We start from the raw sequence: 17,990 nt of genomic DNA on the forward strand, positions 1-17,990 counted from the left end.
TAGTTATTATATTTATTCTATATTCAATAAAAAGCCAAAGCCCAACGAGTCAGACTTTGACTTCTCATTTAGTAATCATTGATTACTTGTTGTTTTTGTCATCATCATCATGAACTTCGTGGAAATCACCATTTACAGTGTCGCCATCTTTACCGTTATCTTTTGATGAATCTTCTTTGCCATCAGCTTTACCACCTTGGGCTTGTTGATCAGCAGCTTGTTGTTGATATAACTTAGTAGCTAATTCTTGAACTTGTTTACTCAATTCATCTTTCTTAGCTTTCATATCATCTAAGTTATTATCTTCTTTGGCTTTCTTCAATGCATCTTCTGCATCTTTAGCCTTCTTAATTTCGTCTTCAGAAACCTTACCTTCAACTTCTTTCAAAGTCTTATCAGTTTGGAAGATTAATTGGTCAACTTCATTCTTTAAGTCAACTTCTTCTTTACGTTTGTTATCGGCTTCTTCATTTTGCTTAGCTTCATCCATCATCTTGTTAATTTCATCGTCTGATAGACCATTTGAATCCTTGATAGTAATCTTTTGTTCCTTACCAGTACCCTTGTCCTTAGCAGAAACATTAACAATACCATTCTTATCAATATCAAATTTAACTTCGATTTGAGGAACACCACGAGGTGCTGCAGGAATGTCAGTTAATTGGAAATTACCTAATGTTTTGTTGTCAGCAGCCATTGGACGTTCACCTTGTAATACATGAATATCAACAGCTGGTTGATTATCGGCAGCAGTAGAGAATACTTGTGCTTTTGAAGTTGGAATAGTAGTATTCTTGTCGATTAATTTAGTGAATACTCCACCCATAGTTTCGATACCTAATGATAATGGGGTAACATCTAATAATACAACATCCTTAACGTCACCAGTTAAGACACCACCTTGAACAGCAGCACCTAAAGCAACAGCTTCATCAGGGTTAATTGAATGGTTTGGTTCCTTACCAGTCCAGCTCTTAACAGCTTCTTGAACAGCTGGAATACGAGTAGATCCACCATTTAAAATAACTTCATCAATATCTGAAGTACTTAGACCAGCATCTTTAAGAGCTTCATCAAATGGTTTCTTAGTCTTATCAACTAAATCAGAAGTTAATTCATTGAATTTAGATCTGCTTAACTTAGTTTGCAAATGTAATGGACCATTTTCACCTGAAGAAATAAATGGCAAACTAATTTCAGTTTCAGAAACACCAGATAAGTCCTTCTTAGCTTTTTCAGCAGCATCCTTCAAACGTTGTAATGCCATCTTATCTTTAGATAAGTCAACACCATTTTCTTGTTTGAATTCTGAAACTAAGTAGTCCATGATTTTCTTATCAAAATCATCCCCACCTAGATGAGTATCACCATTAGTTGATAGCACTTGGAATACACCGTCACCTAATTCAAGAACGGAAACATCAAAAGTACCACCACCAAGGTCATAAACAAGAACTTTTTCATCTTTATCTTGTTTATCTAAACCATATGCTAATGAAGCAGCGGTTGGTTCGTTAATAATACGTTTTACATCTAAACCAGCAATTTTACCAGCATCTTTAGTAGCTTGTCTTTGAGCATCATTAAAGTAAGCAGGAACAGTAATAACTGCTTCGCTAACAGTATCGCCTAAATAGTCTTCAGCAAAGCCCTTAATGTATTGTAAAATCATTGCTGAAATTTGTTGTGGAGTATATTTCTTACCATCAACATCAACTGTGTAATTTTCTTCACCCATATGACTCTTAATTGAAGAGATTGTGTTAGGGTTAGTAATCATTTGACGCTTTGCAACTTCACCAATTTGTGTTTCGCCATCTTTAAATGCAACTACAGATGGTGTTGTACGTGATCCTTCTGGATTTGTAATGATTTTTGGTTCTTTACCTTCAAGAACAGCAACGGCTGAGTTAGTTGTTCCTAAATCAATTCCGATAATCTTATTACTTGCCATAATTATCTTACCCCTTTATTTTTTATTATTGTGAAACTATAACCATACTTGGTCGAATTACTCGATCAGCTAGTTGATAGCCTTTTTGTAAAATTTCCACAACTGTGTCCGCAGGATGATCATCATCTGCAGGTACGGTTTGAACAGCTTGACATAATGTTGGATCAAACTTCTTACCCAATGCGTCAATTTCTTTAATCCCATTTTCGGCTAAAGATTTGTTCATATGGTTAAGAACTAATTCGACACCTTGCTTAAGTTGTTTTCCAGAATCATCAGTAACCTCAGTACTTAAAGCACGTTCTAAGTTATCAACTACTGGTAAAATACTTGTAGCCAATTTCTGACCATCATATTTATAAATATCAGCACGTTCACGTTTGAAACGAGTTTGCATATTTTGCATTTCAGCTTCAGCTCTTAAATATTGATCAGAAACTGAATCCACTTTTTGTTCAAGCTCTTTGATTTTATCTTGATCTGAATTCTTTTGCTTCTTCTTTGCATCCTTTTTAGTAGCCTTAGCTTCCTTTTTAGATACATCTTTTTCAGATTCAGATTGCTTCAAATCTTTTTTATCATCCTTATTTGCCAAGTGAATACCTCCTTTTACTGATCATACTTATTATAATAGTTTAAAAGTTTTTTTGATAACTCATCGCTAAAACCTTCTACTAAACCAATAATCCTTGAATATGGCATTCTAGTGGGTCCTAAAACCGCAACTATTCCCTTACCATAGTTACCTACATCATAAGTCCCTGTGATTACGCTATAATTTTTTAATAAACTATTGCTAATCTCTGGGCCTATTTTCACTGAAATTGATTTACCAGAGTTATTAATAAACTTAGATATATCATCAGTATCATTGAGCAATGAATATATTGGTTTTAAATAACTGATATCGTTATTATCAGTAAAACTTAACAGATTCAATTCACCGCCGATATAGAATTGATTTTTAGAAGCTTCAGTTAAAATATCATTTAAAGTAAGTAATAATCCCTCAGGGTTATTAACATATTTAATAACCTCTTTAGTAAGATCACCCTTTAATAACAGTTTTAATACTTCAGATATAGTTCTACCAATTAACTTATCATTAATCAGTCTAACAACAGAATCTAATTGATCACCATTGATATCATTAGATATATGAAAAAGTTGATTGATAACATCTTGATCATCAGTAATTAAAATTGCCATAACTTGTCTATCGCCAAGTGGCACTAAACGAAAACTTCTTAATCTACGACTCACCTGCTGCTCTGGCTTTAAAGCTAAAGCAGTATAATTGGTTAAATTTGATAAAATATTAGCAGATTGCTCAACAATCTCGTCAATCTTTCCAAAGTGACCACCTAATGCATTTTCAATGATTTTACTATCAGTAAAATCAATTGGATTAGGGTTCAAAAGATTATCAACATAATAACGATAGCCCTCAATTGATGGCACTCTTCCTGATGATGAATGTGTTTTAGCAATCAATCCCATTTTCTCAAGATAAGCCATATCATTTCTCACGGTAGCTGAACTGACATGTACGGGTAGTTGATTAGATAATGCTTTTGATCCGACAGGTACACCCGATTTGGTATAATCACTAACAATTACTTCTAAAACGGTTTTTTGTCTTTCACTGAGCATATATCAATCACTCCTTTATAATTAGCAGTCTTAGCAGTCGATATTGCTAAGTGCTAACTACAATATCTAATTTAACAAAAGGTTTTATATAAGTCAAGAAAACTACTCGTTATTTTTATCAAAAAAGTTTCTGGTAAATTTCTCATCATCTTTAAGCTGATTTATTAAACTATTAATGCCATTGAATTTAACTTCGCCACGAATTCTGTATAACCAATCAATCGATAAATCTTCACCATAAATATTATGATCAAAATCTAAAATATTAATTTCTACAGTAATTGGATTTTTATTTCCAAAGGTAACATTTCTGCCAATCGAAGCCATCCCTCGGTATTTTTTACCACCAATGAATACTTTAACAACATATATCCCAATATTGGGCAACCATTGTACTTCGTCATGTTGAATATTAGCAGTTGGATAGCCTAATTCTCGACCTCTAGCTAAGCCATGAACAACCATTCCATTAGTTCTAAACGGTCTACCTAATAATTCATTAACAGTTTTAATATCACCTTGATCTAAATTATGCCTAATAGCGGTAGAGCTGATTTTATTCTCATTCAAATTATCTAAATCAACTGATTCAACATTAAATTTTCCATTAGCATACTCAGGTAATATATCCATATTAGCCTTTTTATCACCATAAGTATGATCCACACCAGCAACAACAGTATCTACGTTAAAAGTAATTAAATAATTATTAACAAATTCCTCTGGTGATTGATTTTGAAAATCAAAAGTATAACTTACTAAAAATACTTTATTAACACCAAGATTTTTAAATAGACTCATTTTTTGATTATACAAAGTCAAGTATCTACTTTCATGACTATCTAACTGTTTATAGACAACTGCTGGTTTATGATTATAGGTCAATATTGCCAAATCTAAACCTTTCTTGTCAGCTATATTTTTAGCTTTATTAATAACCTTCTGATGACCTAAATGAACACCATCAAAGAACCCCATTGCTAATACACACTTATTTTTAAATTCTAAATTTTCATTAATTGGATGATGGATTTTAATAACTTCCATTAGAAAATATCCTTTCTTATTTATTACTAAACATTTTCTCTGGCTTAAATTCACGCTTATCTTTACTGAAATAATATAAAGCCTTTATGTCATTATTATATGAAAGAACACATTTTTTATCATCTATTTGCAACTCACTTGGTCTTAAAAAACCACCATTTTGAACTATCTTCCATTGATTTAAAGACATATCAACATGCTTATAATTTTTTAATGCATGATCAATTGAATATAAAACATTATTAATGTCATTATTTTTAACTGCATCTTCAACATCAGATAATTTAACAGTTTGGTCGATTGTAAAATTGCCACTTTTAATTCTAGTAAGCTTAGACATAACCGCTGGAAGTCCAAGCTTGCGACCAAAATCAACAGCTAAAGTTCTTACATAAGTTCCTTTACCACAACCTACTTCAAAATAAATTGTTTGTTCTTTTTTCTGACTATCATAAAAGCTAGCTTTTATTTGTTTAAAATAATGAATTTTTACATGATGCTCGGGACGTTCTACTTCTTCATTATTCCTAGCATATTCATATAATCTTTTACCATTTACCTTAATAGCAGAATACATAGGTGGAATTTGAACTAAATCATCTGATACAAAGCTTTCTAGAAGATTGTTAATCTTATCATTAGATATAGGATTATCAAGTGGTTTCATATCTACAATCTCACCATCTAAATCTTCAGTAGTGGTTGAAAAACCTAGAGTAATACTACCCTGATAAATTTTTCCAGAATTCATTAAATAATCTACTACTTTAGTGCCTTTACCAACACAAATTGGTAACACACCATCAACATTTGGATCTAAAGTACCACTATGACCGATTTTTTTCATTTTTAAAATACCACGCATTTTGCGAATACAATCAAAGCTTGTCATACCTTTTTCTTTAAATAAAGGAATAATTCCATCTAACATATTTAAATCTCCTAATTTAAAATTATTTATATAAAATTATATCATAATGAAATTTTGCAAATAAAAAAAGCAGATAAATTATCTGCTTTTTTGTTTATCTATCTGATTTTTTCAAGTTATTAATAAGTTGATCAATTTTGCTACCGTATTGAATTGACTCATCAAGTTTAAAATTTAATTCAGGTGTTCTATAAATACTTAGACGAGAACCCAATTCACCTCTAATTAAAGAAGTAGCCTTATCTAATCCTTTTTGGGTTGATTCTTCATCGTTTTCTTTATTGGACAAAATACTGTAATAAATTGTTGAATGCTGTAAATCACCAGTAACATCTACACCAGTAATTGTTACACCTTGAACACGTGGATCACGAACTCTTTTTAAAAGAATATCATTAACTTCACGTTGAATTTCTTGTTCTAATCTACCAACTCGATATTGTGCCATTACAATTCACCCCTTATTTTACAGGAATTTGTTCCATTTTGTATGATTCTACAACGTCGCCTTCTTTAATATCGTTGTAGTTTTCAATTGTAAGTCCACATTCAAAACCTTGTTTAACTTCTTTTGCATCATCTTTAAAACGTTTCAAACTATTAAGTTCGCCATTATATATAACAACATTATCACGAATTAAGCGAATTTTACTATCTCTATTCACATAACCGCTAGTTACCATTCCACCAGCAATAGTTCCAACTTTAGAAGCCTTATATAGCTGTCTTACTTCGATTTCACCAGTAATAACTTCTTTATACTTAGGTGCTAACATACCTTTCATAGCAGATTCAACTTCATCAATAGCATCGTAGATAACTTGATGTAAACGAATATCTACTTTATCAGTTTCTGCTTGTTCTTTAGCTTGTGAAGTAGCACGCACATTAAATCCTAAGATGATTGCATCACTAGCTTCTGCTAATGCTACATCACTTTCATTAATAGCTCCTACTGAACTATGAACAATATTTACTTTTACACCTTCAACATCAATTTTTTGTAAACTTGATGCTAATGCTTCAACTGACCCTTGAACATCAGCTTTAATAATAACATTAACTTCTTTCTTTTCGCCTTCTTTAATTGATTCAAAAAGATTATCTAAAGTAACACTATTATTTTTCTTACGTTCTTCCATTTGAGCTTCTTTAGCTCTTTCTTCACCAGCACTACGAGCAGTTTTTTCATCATCAAATACGATAAAACGATCACCAGCTTCTGGCACATCATTTAAACCAGTAACCTCAATTGGTGTAGATGGAGTCGCATCATTAAGATTTTGACCTTTTTCATTCATCATTGTTCTCACACGACCAAATGTATCACCAACAACAATTGGATCACCAACATGCATAGTACCTTGTTGAACTAATAAGGTAGCAACTGGTCCACGTCCACGATCTAGTCGAGCTTCAATCACTGATCCAGCAGCATTTTGATCTGGATTAGCTTTAAGTTCCATAACGTCTGACTGAAGTAAAATCATGTTCAATAGTTCATCAACATTAGTTCCCATCTTAGCTGAAATTTCAACAAAGATAGTTTCGCCCCCCCAGTCTTCTGGAATTAAACCATATCCAGTCAATTGTTCGATTACATGGTTAGGATTTGCACCTGGCTTATCAATCTTATTAATTGCAACAATAATTGGTGTTTTAGCAGCCTTAGCATGATCAATAGCTTCAATTGTTTGTGGCATTACACCATCATCAGCAGCTACTACTAAAATAGTAATATCAGTAATATCAGCCCCACGAGCACGCATAGCAGTAAATGCAGCATGTCCAGGTGTATCTAAGAAAGTAATGGACTTATCATTTTGCTTTAGTTGATAAGCACCGATTGCTTGAGTAATTCCACCAGCTTCACCAGCAGTAATATGAGAATTTCTTAAGTAATCTAATAAAGTAGTCTTACCATGGTCAACGTGTCCCATAATTGTCACAACTGGAGCACGATCTTCTAAATGATCAGTGTTATTTTCTTCTTCTTCAAAGAATTTATCCAAATCAGATACATTAACTACTTCTTTTTCTTCTGCTTGAATACCATAATCAGCTGCTAAAAGTTCAATTGTATCTTTATCTAAAGATACATTTTGATTAACCATAACGCCTAACATAAATAGTTTTTTAACAATTTCAGCTGGTTCTCTGTGCAATGCTTTACCAATTTCTTGAGCATTCATTCCAGTAGTGTAAACAAAAGTCTTTGGCAATGGACGTTCTTTTCTTTCCGGAGCCTTGTTTTGCTTATGGTTTTGTCTAATGCGTTGATTTTTAGTATACATTCCAGCAAAACGATTATGACGATTGTTACGTTTATTGAATTTCTTTTTATTCTTTTTGCCTTTTTTAAAATTATTATTTAAATTAGACTTTGAAGTATTTTTACCTTGACTAGTATTTTTATGATTATTATTAAATTGTTGTTTACCATTATTACTATTCATTGGCTTATTGTTGTGATGTCCATCGGAAGGCTTTTTAGAATTATTTGAATGATGGTTAGACTTTTTACCTAAAATGTTTCTTAATGTCTTTTCATCACTATCAGTTAAGGTAGACATATGATTTGTAACATCGATCCCCTTATTTTTAGCGGTATCGATGATTTTTTTAGTAGATACTCTAATTTCCTTAGATAGTTCATAAATTCTTTTTTTACCCATATCATCACGTTCCTTTACAATTATTTGTCATTTCTTTTAAACGTTTGGCAAATCCATTATCCGAAATTCCAATAATAGTTCTTTTCATACCTATAGCATTACTAAGTTCATTTTTTAGAAACATATTATTAACTGGAATTCCGTAATAACTAGATTTATCCATGAATTTTTTATAACTAGATTGACCAGTGTCAGAAGCAACTAAAAGAAATTTCACTTTGTTATTTTTGATTGCACTTAGCAAAATATCTTCTCCAGTTGTTACCTTACCTGCACGCTTGGCAATTCCAATAAAATTCAATATTTTGTCTTTATCTGTCATTTTTAAACAATTCTTTTCTAGCTTGTTTATGATCAACATATGAGATTAAATCATCATAAAATTGATCATCTAATTCAACAGAAAAAACCTCATTAAATGTCTTATTCTGCTTAGCTTTTTTTGCAACATCAACATCAATCGAAACATAAGCACCTCTGCCAGACTTTTTACCAGTTTCGTCGATTGATACATTACCTTCTTTATCTCTAACAACTCTTACTAATTCTTTTTTGGGAGCCATTTCTCCAGTGACAATATCTTTTCTCATTGGAATTTTTCTACGCTTCATTGAATTATCAACTCCTTAAAAAATTAAAGTTCATCATCTGAATCAGAATCTTCATTCATTATATCAGATGTTTCCTTTGATACTTCTGATTCTGATTTAATATCAATTTTATATCCAGTTAATTTAGCTGCAAGGCGAGCATTTTGACCCTTTTTACCAATAGCCAAAGATAATTGATAATCAGGTACAATCACAGTACAAGCATGTTCATTATTTTCATCAAAAATAACATCAACCACTTCTGATGGATTTAATGAATTGGAAATAAATTCAGCAGGATCTTCTGTCCATTGAACAATATCCATGTTTTCTCCACCAAGCTCATTAACGATTGTTTGCACCCTTTGACCTTTAGGTCCAACAGTAGTACCAACTGGATCAATATCATCATTACTAGAATAAACAGCTACTTTAGCACGATCACCTGCTTCTCTAGCAATTGAAACAATTTCAACAGTTCCATCATAAATCTCAGGAACTTCTTCTTCAAATAATCTTTTTAATAATCCTGGAGCAGTACGACTAACAAAAACTTGTGGTCCTTTAGTAGCATCTTCAACTTTGTTTACATAAACCTTAATTCTATCTTGAGGTCGATATTCTTCATTAGGCATTTGATCATTATGTGACATAACAGCTTCCACATTTCCTAAATCAATATATACAAAATGATTGTCTTCTCTTTCAACTTCACCAGTCATTAATTCATCTTGGTACTTACTATATTTGTTGTAAACAATAGTTCTTTCTGCTTCACGGACTCTTTGCATAATAACTTGTTTAGCTGTTTGTGCAGCAATACGGCCAAAATTCTTAGGAGTAACTTCAAATCTAATGTCGTCACCTAATTCATACCCACGATTTAATTGTAGAGCATCTGATAGGCTACATTCTAAACGATTATCAGCAACTTCTTCAACAACTTGCTTTACAGCATAAACATGAACTTTACCTTTTTTATCATCAAAAGAAACCTCAACGTTTTGTGCTTGATTATAATTACGTTTATAAGCTGATGTTAAGGCTGCTTCTAAAGCATCAATAATCGTTTCTTTAGCAATTCCCTTTTCAGTTTCTAAAGCGTCTAAAGCGCCTAAGAGTTCTTTACTCATTTTATTTTGCTCCCTTAATTAAAATTTAATTGCTAGTCTAGCCTTAGCAATAGATTTCTTTGGAATCGATATATCTTTAAATCGACCCTTGATATTAATTTCGATTAACAAATCATCTTCGTTATATTCTTTTAAAGTACCTTCATAAATTTTATTACCATCGATGGGTGCATATAAAGAAATATGAATATATTCACCAACTGAGTTTTTAAAATCAGCTGGTTTTTTTAGAGGTCTTTCTGCTCCTGGAGAAGAAACTTCAAGAAAGTATGCTTGTGGAATTGGATCAGGATCAATTGAATCCAATTTTTCACTTAACTCATCAGAGATAAGCGCACAGTCTTCAATATTAATTCCATTTTTCTTATCAATATATACTCTTAAATACCAATTTTTACTCTCTTTAACAAATTCAATGTCATACAAATAAAAATTATGGTCAGTAAGAATTGGATCAACTAATTTCTTTACTGTTTCTGTAATTTCACTCAATGAAACGCCTCCTAAAAAAGCCAATAAAAAGAGCGAGCATCTCTGCTCACTCCTTTCCATGGATACTAATCAGAAAACATAATACCATAAATAGATAAATAATTCAACGCTATCTACATCATATCAAATAAACTTAACTGATTTTCGTCTGGTAAATCATCAATCACATGATTATCAGTCATAAATTCGATTATTTTTTTAGAAACCTTACCACGTTTTGACAAATCTTCTTTAGAAATAAAAGGCTTGTCAGCTCTAGCTGCTACAATTTGTTTAGCAACATTTATACCTAAACTTGGAATAGCTCTAAATGGTGCAATTAATTTTTTACCATCCATCAACCATTTTTCAGCATCAGATTTTTCTAAATCAACCATTTCAAAATCAAATCCTCGTTCAATCATTTCATTAGACAATTCCAAAACAGTCAATAAATTTTTATCTTTAGCAGAAGCATCATTTCCTTGATCGTTGATTTCTTTCATTTTATTTTTAACTGTTTCTTTTCCGTTACACATTGAAACCAAATCAAAATCATCAGCTCTCACTGAAAAATATGCACAATAGTAAACTAATGGGAAGTAAACTTTAAAGTAAGCCACACGAAGTGCCATTAAAACATAAGCAGCAGCATGGGCCCTTGGAAACATATACTTAATTTTTAAGCATGAATCGATATACCATTGAGGAATATTTGCTTCATGCATCTGTTTTTGCCAATCATCAGGAATCCCACGACCATGACGAACTGATTCCATTATTTGGAAAGAAGTTTCTGAGTCTAATCCCCAATTAATTAAATCAGTCATGATATTATCACGACAACCAATAACGTTAGCAATTGTTGCTTTCCCATCACGGATTAATTCATCAGCATTTCCTAGCCAAACATCAGTACCATGTGATAGTCCAGAAATTTGTAGTAGCTGTGAATAATTATTAGGCTTAGTTTGTTCTAACATCCCTCTAACAAACTTAGTACCAAATTCTGGAACCCCTAACGTACCAGTTTTTGATTGAATTTGTTCAGGCGTTACTCCAATAGTATTAGTACCAGAGAATAATCCCATAACACCTGGGTCATCCATTGGAATTGATTGTGGATCAATTCCAGATAAATCTTGTAAAGTTCTAATCATTGTAGGATCATCATGTCCCAAAACATCCATTTTTAAAATGTTATCGTGAATAGAATGAAAATCAAAATGGGTAGTTTCCCATGCAGCATTTTGATCATCTGCAGGGTATTGAATAGGTGTAAAATCAAAAATATCCATATCATCTGGAACAATGATAATACCAGCTGGATGTTGCCCAGTTGTTCTTTTAACTCCAGTATCACCTTTAGACAAGCGATCAATCTCTGCACTTCGAATAACTTGTTCAGTATCACGTTCATAAGCTTTTACGAATCCATAAGCTGTTTTATCTGCAACTGTCCCAATTGTTCCGGCACGATAAACATTTTTTTCACCAAACAGTACTTTTAAGTAATTATGAGCAATTGGTTGGTAATCACCAGAGAAATTTAAATCAATATCTGGTACCTTATTTCCTTTAAATCCCAAGAAAGTTTCAAAAGGAATATTATGTCCATCACCAACCATTAGAGTTCCACATTTAGGACAGTCTTTATGTGGTAAATCATAACCAGAACCGTATTCTCCTTTGGTATAGAAAAGTGAGTATTGACATTTAGGACAACGATAATGTGGCGGAAGTGGATTGACTTCAGTAATTCCAGCCATCGTAGCAACCAAACTAGACCCAACTGATCCACGAGAGCCAACTAAATAACCGTCCTTATTACTTTTAGCAACTAGACGTTTAGCAATTAAATAAATAACTGAAAAGCCATTTCCAATAATACTTTTTAACTCTTTATCCAATCGTTTTTGAATCAACTCAGGTAATTGCTCTCCATATAATTCATGAGCTTTGTCCATAGTACTATTCTTAATTTCATCCTCTGCACCTTTCATATGAGGTGTATACAATTTATCTAAGACTGGATGAATATCGTCATCAATCATATTGGAAACTTTATGAGTGTTATCAATAACAATTTTGCGATCTAAATCATCACCTAAGAACTTAAAATTATCTAACATTTCATCTGTTGTTAAGAAATGTAAATCAGGTAATTTTTGACGATTCAATGGATTAGCAAATCCCTGAGAATGAATTAGAATTTTTCGATAAATATAGTCATGCGGATCTAAATAATGAACATCCCCGGTTGCAACTACCGGCTTATCCAATTCTTCACCAGCTTCAACCATATTAGAAATAATTTCTTCCAAATGTTTTTGATCATGAATAAGTTGAGAATCAATCAATGGCTGATAAGCAGACTTAGGTTGTACTTCCAAATAATCGTAGAATTCAGCCTTTGATAAAGCTTCTTGCTTACCTTTTTGCATCATTGAAGTGAATACTTCACCACTAGAGCAAGCAGATCCTACCAAAATACCCTCTCGATATTCTTCTAGTACACTTCTAGGAATTCTAGGAACACGGTAAAAATATTTTACGTTCGATAATGATATTAATTTAAATAAGTTCTTTAAACCGCTTTGTGTCTGTGCAAGTAAGATTGCATGGAAAGGACGTGCGTGTTTATATGCATCATGTTCACTCATATGTGCATTAAATTCATTAACTTTAGTTATCCCATACTTATCTTCAGCTTCTTTTACAAAAATATAGTTTAAATGGCCAGTACTTTCGGCATCGAATACTGCCCGATGATGATGTTCTAGTGAAACATCAAATTTTTTAGCTAAAGTATTTAAACGATAACTTTTAAAATTAGGATATAAGAAACGAGCTAATGGCAATGTATCAATAATTGGATTTTTAATTTCATCCATTCCATACTTAGAATATCCAACATTCATAAAGCCAACATCAAAAGTCACATTATGCCCAACAACAACTGCATCTCCACAAAAATCTCTAAAAAGCTTAAAAACATCTTCTTCAGATTTAGATCCATGAACCATTTCATCAGTAATTGATGTTAGTTGAGTGGTGAAATCAGATAAATGAAAACCAGGATCAATAAATTCTTCAAATTGACTTAAAACATTATTATGCTTCATTTTTACAGCTGAAACTTCAATAACTTTGTCATAAATAGCAGATAATCCAGTAGTTTCAATATCAAATACTACATAAGTTGCATCATATAAATCACGGTCATCGGCATTAAAAGTAATTGGCACACCGTCATCTACAACGTTAGCTTCAACTCCATATAGCATTTTAATATCATTCTTTTTAGCAGCACTGTAAGCAAATGGAAATCCTTGAACAGCTGCATGATCAGTAATAGCAAGTGCAGAGTGTCCCCACTTTTTAGCTCTTGAAACAAAATCATTGATACTATTAGTAGCATCCATTTGACTCATTTGAGTATGCAAATGAAGTTCAATTCGTTTATCTTCAGAATTATCTTGACGTTCTTCGTGTTTTAAAGGATTAATATCATAAGCATTTAAAGTAAGTTCATGTGTATAGTTGTCTTCTTGCACTCCACCACGAGCTTTTATCCAATCACCTTCCTGGATAGCAGCAAACTGACTTTCATCATCTTCATTGTTAGAAAATTTCTTAATAACAATTGAAGAAGAATAATCAGTAATTTTTAAAATCATTAGTTGACGACCAGATCGTAATGAACGAATTTCCTTATCAAAAATATGACCATTAACAACTACTAAACGTTCTTCTTGAACTATGTCAATCATTTTTGTAATATCAACATCATTTTTAATTGGTCTACCAATCATAACTTTTCCACTGGGAACTGCTTTTTTACTATTATTTTGACGTTTATCAGATGATTCCTTGATTGCTTTAACTGCTTTTTTGGCTAATTCGGCATCACGTTTTTCTTTTTGAATTTTAAAATCTTTAATTTTTTCTTGAGAAGCACTTTCATCAACATAAACATGAATGTTGAACTGTGGAAATCCAAGACTACGATAAGTTTCTTCAATTGGGCCCAATGCTTTATTAACCAAAAAATTCTTAACAATCTCATTTTCAGCTGTATATTCAACCCTTTTATCATTCAATTTTAAATTATCATGTTTTAATAACTCTTGTTTAAGCGATTCAGAAATTTTAGCATGCTTAACGACCCAACTCCAATAATCACCTAAATTTTTATTATTAAAATTACTATCGTTTACAGACAAATTTAAGGATATATTATTAATATCATCAAAAGTTGCTTGCATTCGATTATAAAAATCTACAAAAACATCATAAGAAAGAATGTTAGGCAAAGTTATGAAGAATTCCAATATTTTAGACTTCTTATGAACTTCAATTTTTTCTATTTCTCCATTACTGAATTCTGATTCTTCTCCATCGAATTGAAGTTGTTTCAAAAGTTTGGAAAATAATTCTTTTTTATTTAGCAAGGATTAAACCTCCAATAAATTCATAAAGATTAAAAAAGACCAGTTATAAAATAAACTGATCTTTTAAATCATCTATTTCAAATCTTTTAATAAGATTGAAATAGTACTACCAACTTCTTCTTTTTTGACTTCTATAGTTTCACCAGTTTTTCTGATTTTAATTTCGACAATTCCATCAGTAGCTTTTTTACCAACAGTAATTCTTATTGGGATACCAATTAAATCAGAATCTGCAAATTTAACTCCTGCTCGTTCTTTACGATCATCAGTTAAAACTTCATAACCATTATCTAAAAGTTCTTTTTCGATTTCATTAGATACTTTTACTTGATCATCTTTTTTAATATTGACGGGAATTAAGTGAATATCAAATGGTGATATTTGTTTAGGCCAAATCAATCCATTTTCATCAGACTGTTGTTCAGCAACAGCAGTTAATAAACGACTAATTCCAATCCCATATGAACCCATTACAACTGGTTTTTGACGACCATTAGCATCTAAAACATTCGCATCCAACGTATCGGAATATCTAGTACCTAATTTAAAAATATGAGCAATTTCTATTCCACGAGTAAACTTCAAAATTCCCGAACCGTCTGGAGATATTTCACCTTCTCTAACAGTTCTAAAATCATTGTAATCGACATTTTCAAAATCTCGCTCAGCATTTACGTTAGCAAAATAATATCCATCTTCATTAGTACCAACATAAGCGTTTATCATATTCTTAACATAATTATCAGCTATAATATTAACATCTTTATTTAAATCAAGTGGTCCAATATAACTACTTTTAACATTAGCAAAATGTTGAATTTGTTCATCATTAGCTAGTGTTAGTTCGGATGCGCATAAATAATTCTTAACCTTAGTATCATTAATTTCATCATTACCGCGAACCATAACTAAAACTGGTTTTTCATCAGCAATGAATAAAATACTTTTTATAAGTTTATCTTTAGTAGTATCTAATGCCTTAACTTCTTCATCAACATTATTAACGTTAGGTGCTGATAATTTCACAATATCCTTGATTTCTGCTTTATTCTGTAATGGTTCATAAATGCTTTTAGCCATTTCTAAATTAGCAGCATAATTACTATCATCTGAATAAACAATTGTATCTTCACCTACAGCAGCAGGAGCAGAAAATTCAATTGAATCTGATCCCCCCATTGCACCACCATTTCCAATAATAGTTCGATAGTTCAAACCAATTTTATCAAAAATAGATCTATATGCACTTTCCATATTATTATAGATTTTATCTAAATCTTCATCATCAATTGAGAAAGAATATCCATCCTCCATAATAAATTCTCTGCTACGTAAAAGTCCATAACGAGGACGATCTTCATCACGATATTTAGGTTGAATTTGATATAAAATTAAAGGCAACTTTTTGTAAGACTTAATTGAATCTCTTATTAAAGTAGTAAAAGTTTCTTCATGAGTAGGTCCTAAAATAAAGTCTGTATCATGACGATTTTTAAGTTTAAACAACTCTGGACCGTAAGTATCTAAACGTCCAGATTCTTTCCAAAGCTTGGCCGGTAAAACCGCTGGCATTAATGTTTCATTAGCATCAATACTATCCATTTCTTTTCTAACAATATTTTCAATTTTAGAAATCACGCGATAAGCTAGTGGTAAATAAGCATACATTCCAGCTGAAACTTGCTTAATATAACCGGCTCTTAACATTAATTTATGACTTAGTGCCTCGGCACCCTTAGGAGCTTCCTTTGTAGTAGGAATCAACATTTTAGACTGTTTCATAAAAAATCTCCTTATTTACTTTTTAATGTAAAAAGTATCTCTGTATATCATTTAGTGTAACTAGAATCATCAAAATAACTATAAAAGCAAAACCAACCAAAGTAACAACTGTTTCTACTTTTTCAGAAGTAGGTTTTCTTCTGATTGCCTCAACTATATTTAATAATATTTTACCACCATCCAGCGCAGGAATTGGAATTAAATTAATTATAGCTAAATTAATAGATAAGAAAGCCAAGAAGTAAACAATTCCATCAATTCCCAATTTAGCGGCTTGTGAGGTATTAGCAAAAATAGCTACAGGTCCTCCTAAGTCGTTTAAACTAAAGTTACCAGAAACCATCGATATTAATTTAGTGACTAACAACTTCGTAAAGCTCCAAGTTTGAGAGAATCCAGAAAATAGTTTAGCACTAAATGAATGATTTAAAGTTCCTGTAATACCAATTACGCCATATTTATTGGAACCATTTTTAGCAGATCCAGTTGTTAAATTAATCGTTTTTACTGAATTATTCCTTAAAACTTTTAATGTTATTTTTTGATCTGGTTTAGATTGAATATTAGTACTTAAGCTTTGCCAATCATTTATTTTTTGACCATCTACACTAATTATTTTATCCTTATTCTTAATTCCTGCATCTTTAGCAATATGGTTATTAGGTGAAACATTAACAGAATTACTATTAGAAGCCACTCCACCTTGAAGAAAAGCCAACAAAGAAAAAGCTATAATTGCTAAAATAATATTATTAAAAATACCTGCAAAATTAGTTATAAACTTTTTCCAAACTGGTGCATTTTGAAATTGAACATCTTCAGGTGCGATTTGTACAGCAAGACCATCTTGCTCAATAATAACTGCATCATGATTTACATCGTATCTTTTTTTTAGGTCTTCATTACCATTTTCGTAACCTTCAATCCAAAGATCATTTTCTAAATCACAACCAGTTACTTCTAAAGGGATTCCTTTATATAGTGTTTGTTTTTTACTTGTATTAATTGAATTAACTTTTTGATTTTTATCAAACTGTAAACTAACTGGTGTCCCAGGTTCTAATTCTTGTGATTCATTATCAGCAGAACCTGCCATTCTTACATATCCACCTAATGGCAATAATCTTATCGTATAAGTTGTTGAATTGTGTCGATAATAAAATAGTTTAGGTCCCATTCCAATAGAAAATTCACGAACCATAATTCCTGACTTTTTAGCAACTATAAAGTGTCCAAATTCATGGACAAAGACAAGAATTCCAAAAACTATTATAAAAGATACAATAGTTAAAATCACAAT

At 31.6% G+C, this 17,990-nt stretch carries 14 protein-coding genes; all 14 read right to left on the minus strand.

Annotated features, from left to right (window positions below):
* Positions 1–82: 82 nt before the first annotated feature.
* Positions 83–1,954: a molecular chaperone DnaK gene (dnaK, locus tag MOO46_RS02460; protein ID WP_249511439.1), complete on the minus strand. Its 1,872-nt coding sequence runs from the start codon at positions 1,952–1,954 to the stop codon at positions 83–85.
* A 25-nt stretch (positions 1,955–1,979) separates the two neighbouring features.
* Positions 1,980–2,549 carry a nucleotide exchange factor GrpE gene (gene grpE / locus MOO46_RS02465; RefSeq protein WP_249511440.1) on the minus strand — a complete coding sequence of 190 codons (570 nt, stop codon included), beginning with the start codon at positions 2,547–2,549 and terminating at the stop codon, positions 1,980–1,982.
* Positions 2,550–2,563: 14 nt separating this feature from the next.
* Positions 2,564–3,607 carry a heat-inducible transcriptional repressor HrcA gene (gene hrcA / locus MOO46_RS02470; RefSeq protein ID WP_249511441.1) on the minus strand — a complete coding sequence of 348 codons (1,044 nt, stop codon included), beginning with the start codon at positions 3,605–3,607 and terminating at the stop codon, positions 2,564–2,566.
* Between the two features lie 102 nt (positions 3,608–3,709).
* The gene (gene ribF / locus MOO46_RS02475) at positions 3,710–4,654 is read right to left on the minus strand and encodes a riboflavin biosynthesis protein RibF (RefSeq protein ID WP_249511442.1); all 945 of its coding nucleotides are present in this window, start codon (positions 4,652–4,654) and stop codon (positions 3,710–3,712) included.
* 16 nt (positions 4,655–4,670) lie between these two features.
* The gene (gene truB / locus MOO46_RS02480; protein WP_249511443.1) at positions 4,671–5,585 is read right to left on the minus strand and encodes a tRNA pseudouridine(55) synthase TruB; all 915 of its coding nucleotides are present in this window, start codon (positions 5,583–5,585) and stop codon (positions 4,671–4,673) included.
* 94 nt (positions 5,586–5,679) lie between these two features.
* On the minus strand, positions 5,680–6,033 hold the full coding sequence (gene rbfA, locus MOO46_RS02485) for a 30S ribosome-binding factor RbfA (protein WP_249511444.1): 354 nt from the start codon (positions 6,031–6,033) through the stop codon (positions 5,680–5,682).
* Between the two features lie 13 nt (positions 6,034–6,046).
* A complete protein-coding gene (gene infB / locus MOO46_RS02490) occupies positions 6,047–8,260 on the minus strand; it encodes a translation initiation factor IF-2 (RefSeq protein ID WP_249511445.1) in 2,214 nt (737 codons plus the stop codon).
* A gap of 4 nt (positions 8,261–8,264) precedes the next feature.
* Positions 8,265–8,582 (minus strand): L7Ae/L30e/S12e/Gadd45 family ribosomal protein, encoded by a 318-nt coding sequence (locus tag MOO46_RS02495; RefSeq protein WP_249511446.1) that lies wholly within the window; start codon positions 8,580–8,582, stop codon positions 8,265–8,267.
* Positions 8,572–8,871: an RNase P modulator RnpM gene (gene rnpM, locus MOO46_RS02500; RefSeq protein WP_249511447.1), complete on the minus strand. Its 300-nt coding sequence runs from the start codon at positions 8,869–8,871 to the stop codon at positions 8,572–8,574. Before rnpM ends, MOO46_RS02495 begins: the two co-directional genes overlap by 11 nt.
* Positions 8,872–8,894: 23 nt before the next feature.
* On the minus strand, positions 8,895–9,983 hold the full coding sequence (gene nusA, locus MOO46_RS02505) for a transcription termination factor NusA (protein ID WP_249511448.1): 1,089 nt from the start codon (positions 9,981–9,983) through the stop codon (positions 8,895–8,897).
* A gap of 18 nt (positions 9,984–10,001) precedes the next feature.
* Positions 10,002–10,535, minus strand: coding sequence for a ribosome maturation factor RimP (gene rimP / locus MOO46_RS02510; RefSeq protein ID WP_249511449.1), 534 nt, complete (start codon positions 10,533–10,535; stop codon positions 10,002–10,004).
* Positions 10,536–10,588: 53 nt separating this feature from the next.
* Entirely contained in the window at positions 10,589–14,908 is a 4,320-nt protein-coding gene (locus MOO46_RS02515; RefSeq protein WP_260525477.1) for a PolC-type DNA polymerase III, read from the minus strand.
* Positions 14,909–14,980: 72 nt separating this feature from the next.
* On the minus strand, positions 14,981–16,690 hold the full coding sequence (locus tag MOO46_RS02520) for a proline--tRNA ligase (protein ID WP_249511450.1): 1,710 nt from the start codon (positions 16,688–16,690) through the stop codon (positions 14,981–14,983).
* Positions 16,691–16,712: 22 nt separating this feature from the next.
* Positions 16,713–17,987, minus strand: coding sequence for an RIP metalloprotease RseP (rseP, locus tag MOO46_RS02525; protein ID WP_249511451.1), 1,275 nt, complete (start codon positions 17,985–17,987; stop codon positions 16,713–16,715).
* Positions 17,988–17,990 lie beyond the last annotated feature (3 nt).

The sequence above is a fragment of the Apilactobacillus apisilvae genome (assembly GCF_023380225.1).
GTDB lineage: Bacteria > Bacillota > Bacilli > Lactobacillales > Lactobacillaceae > Apilactobacillus > Apilactobacillus apisilvae.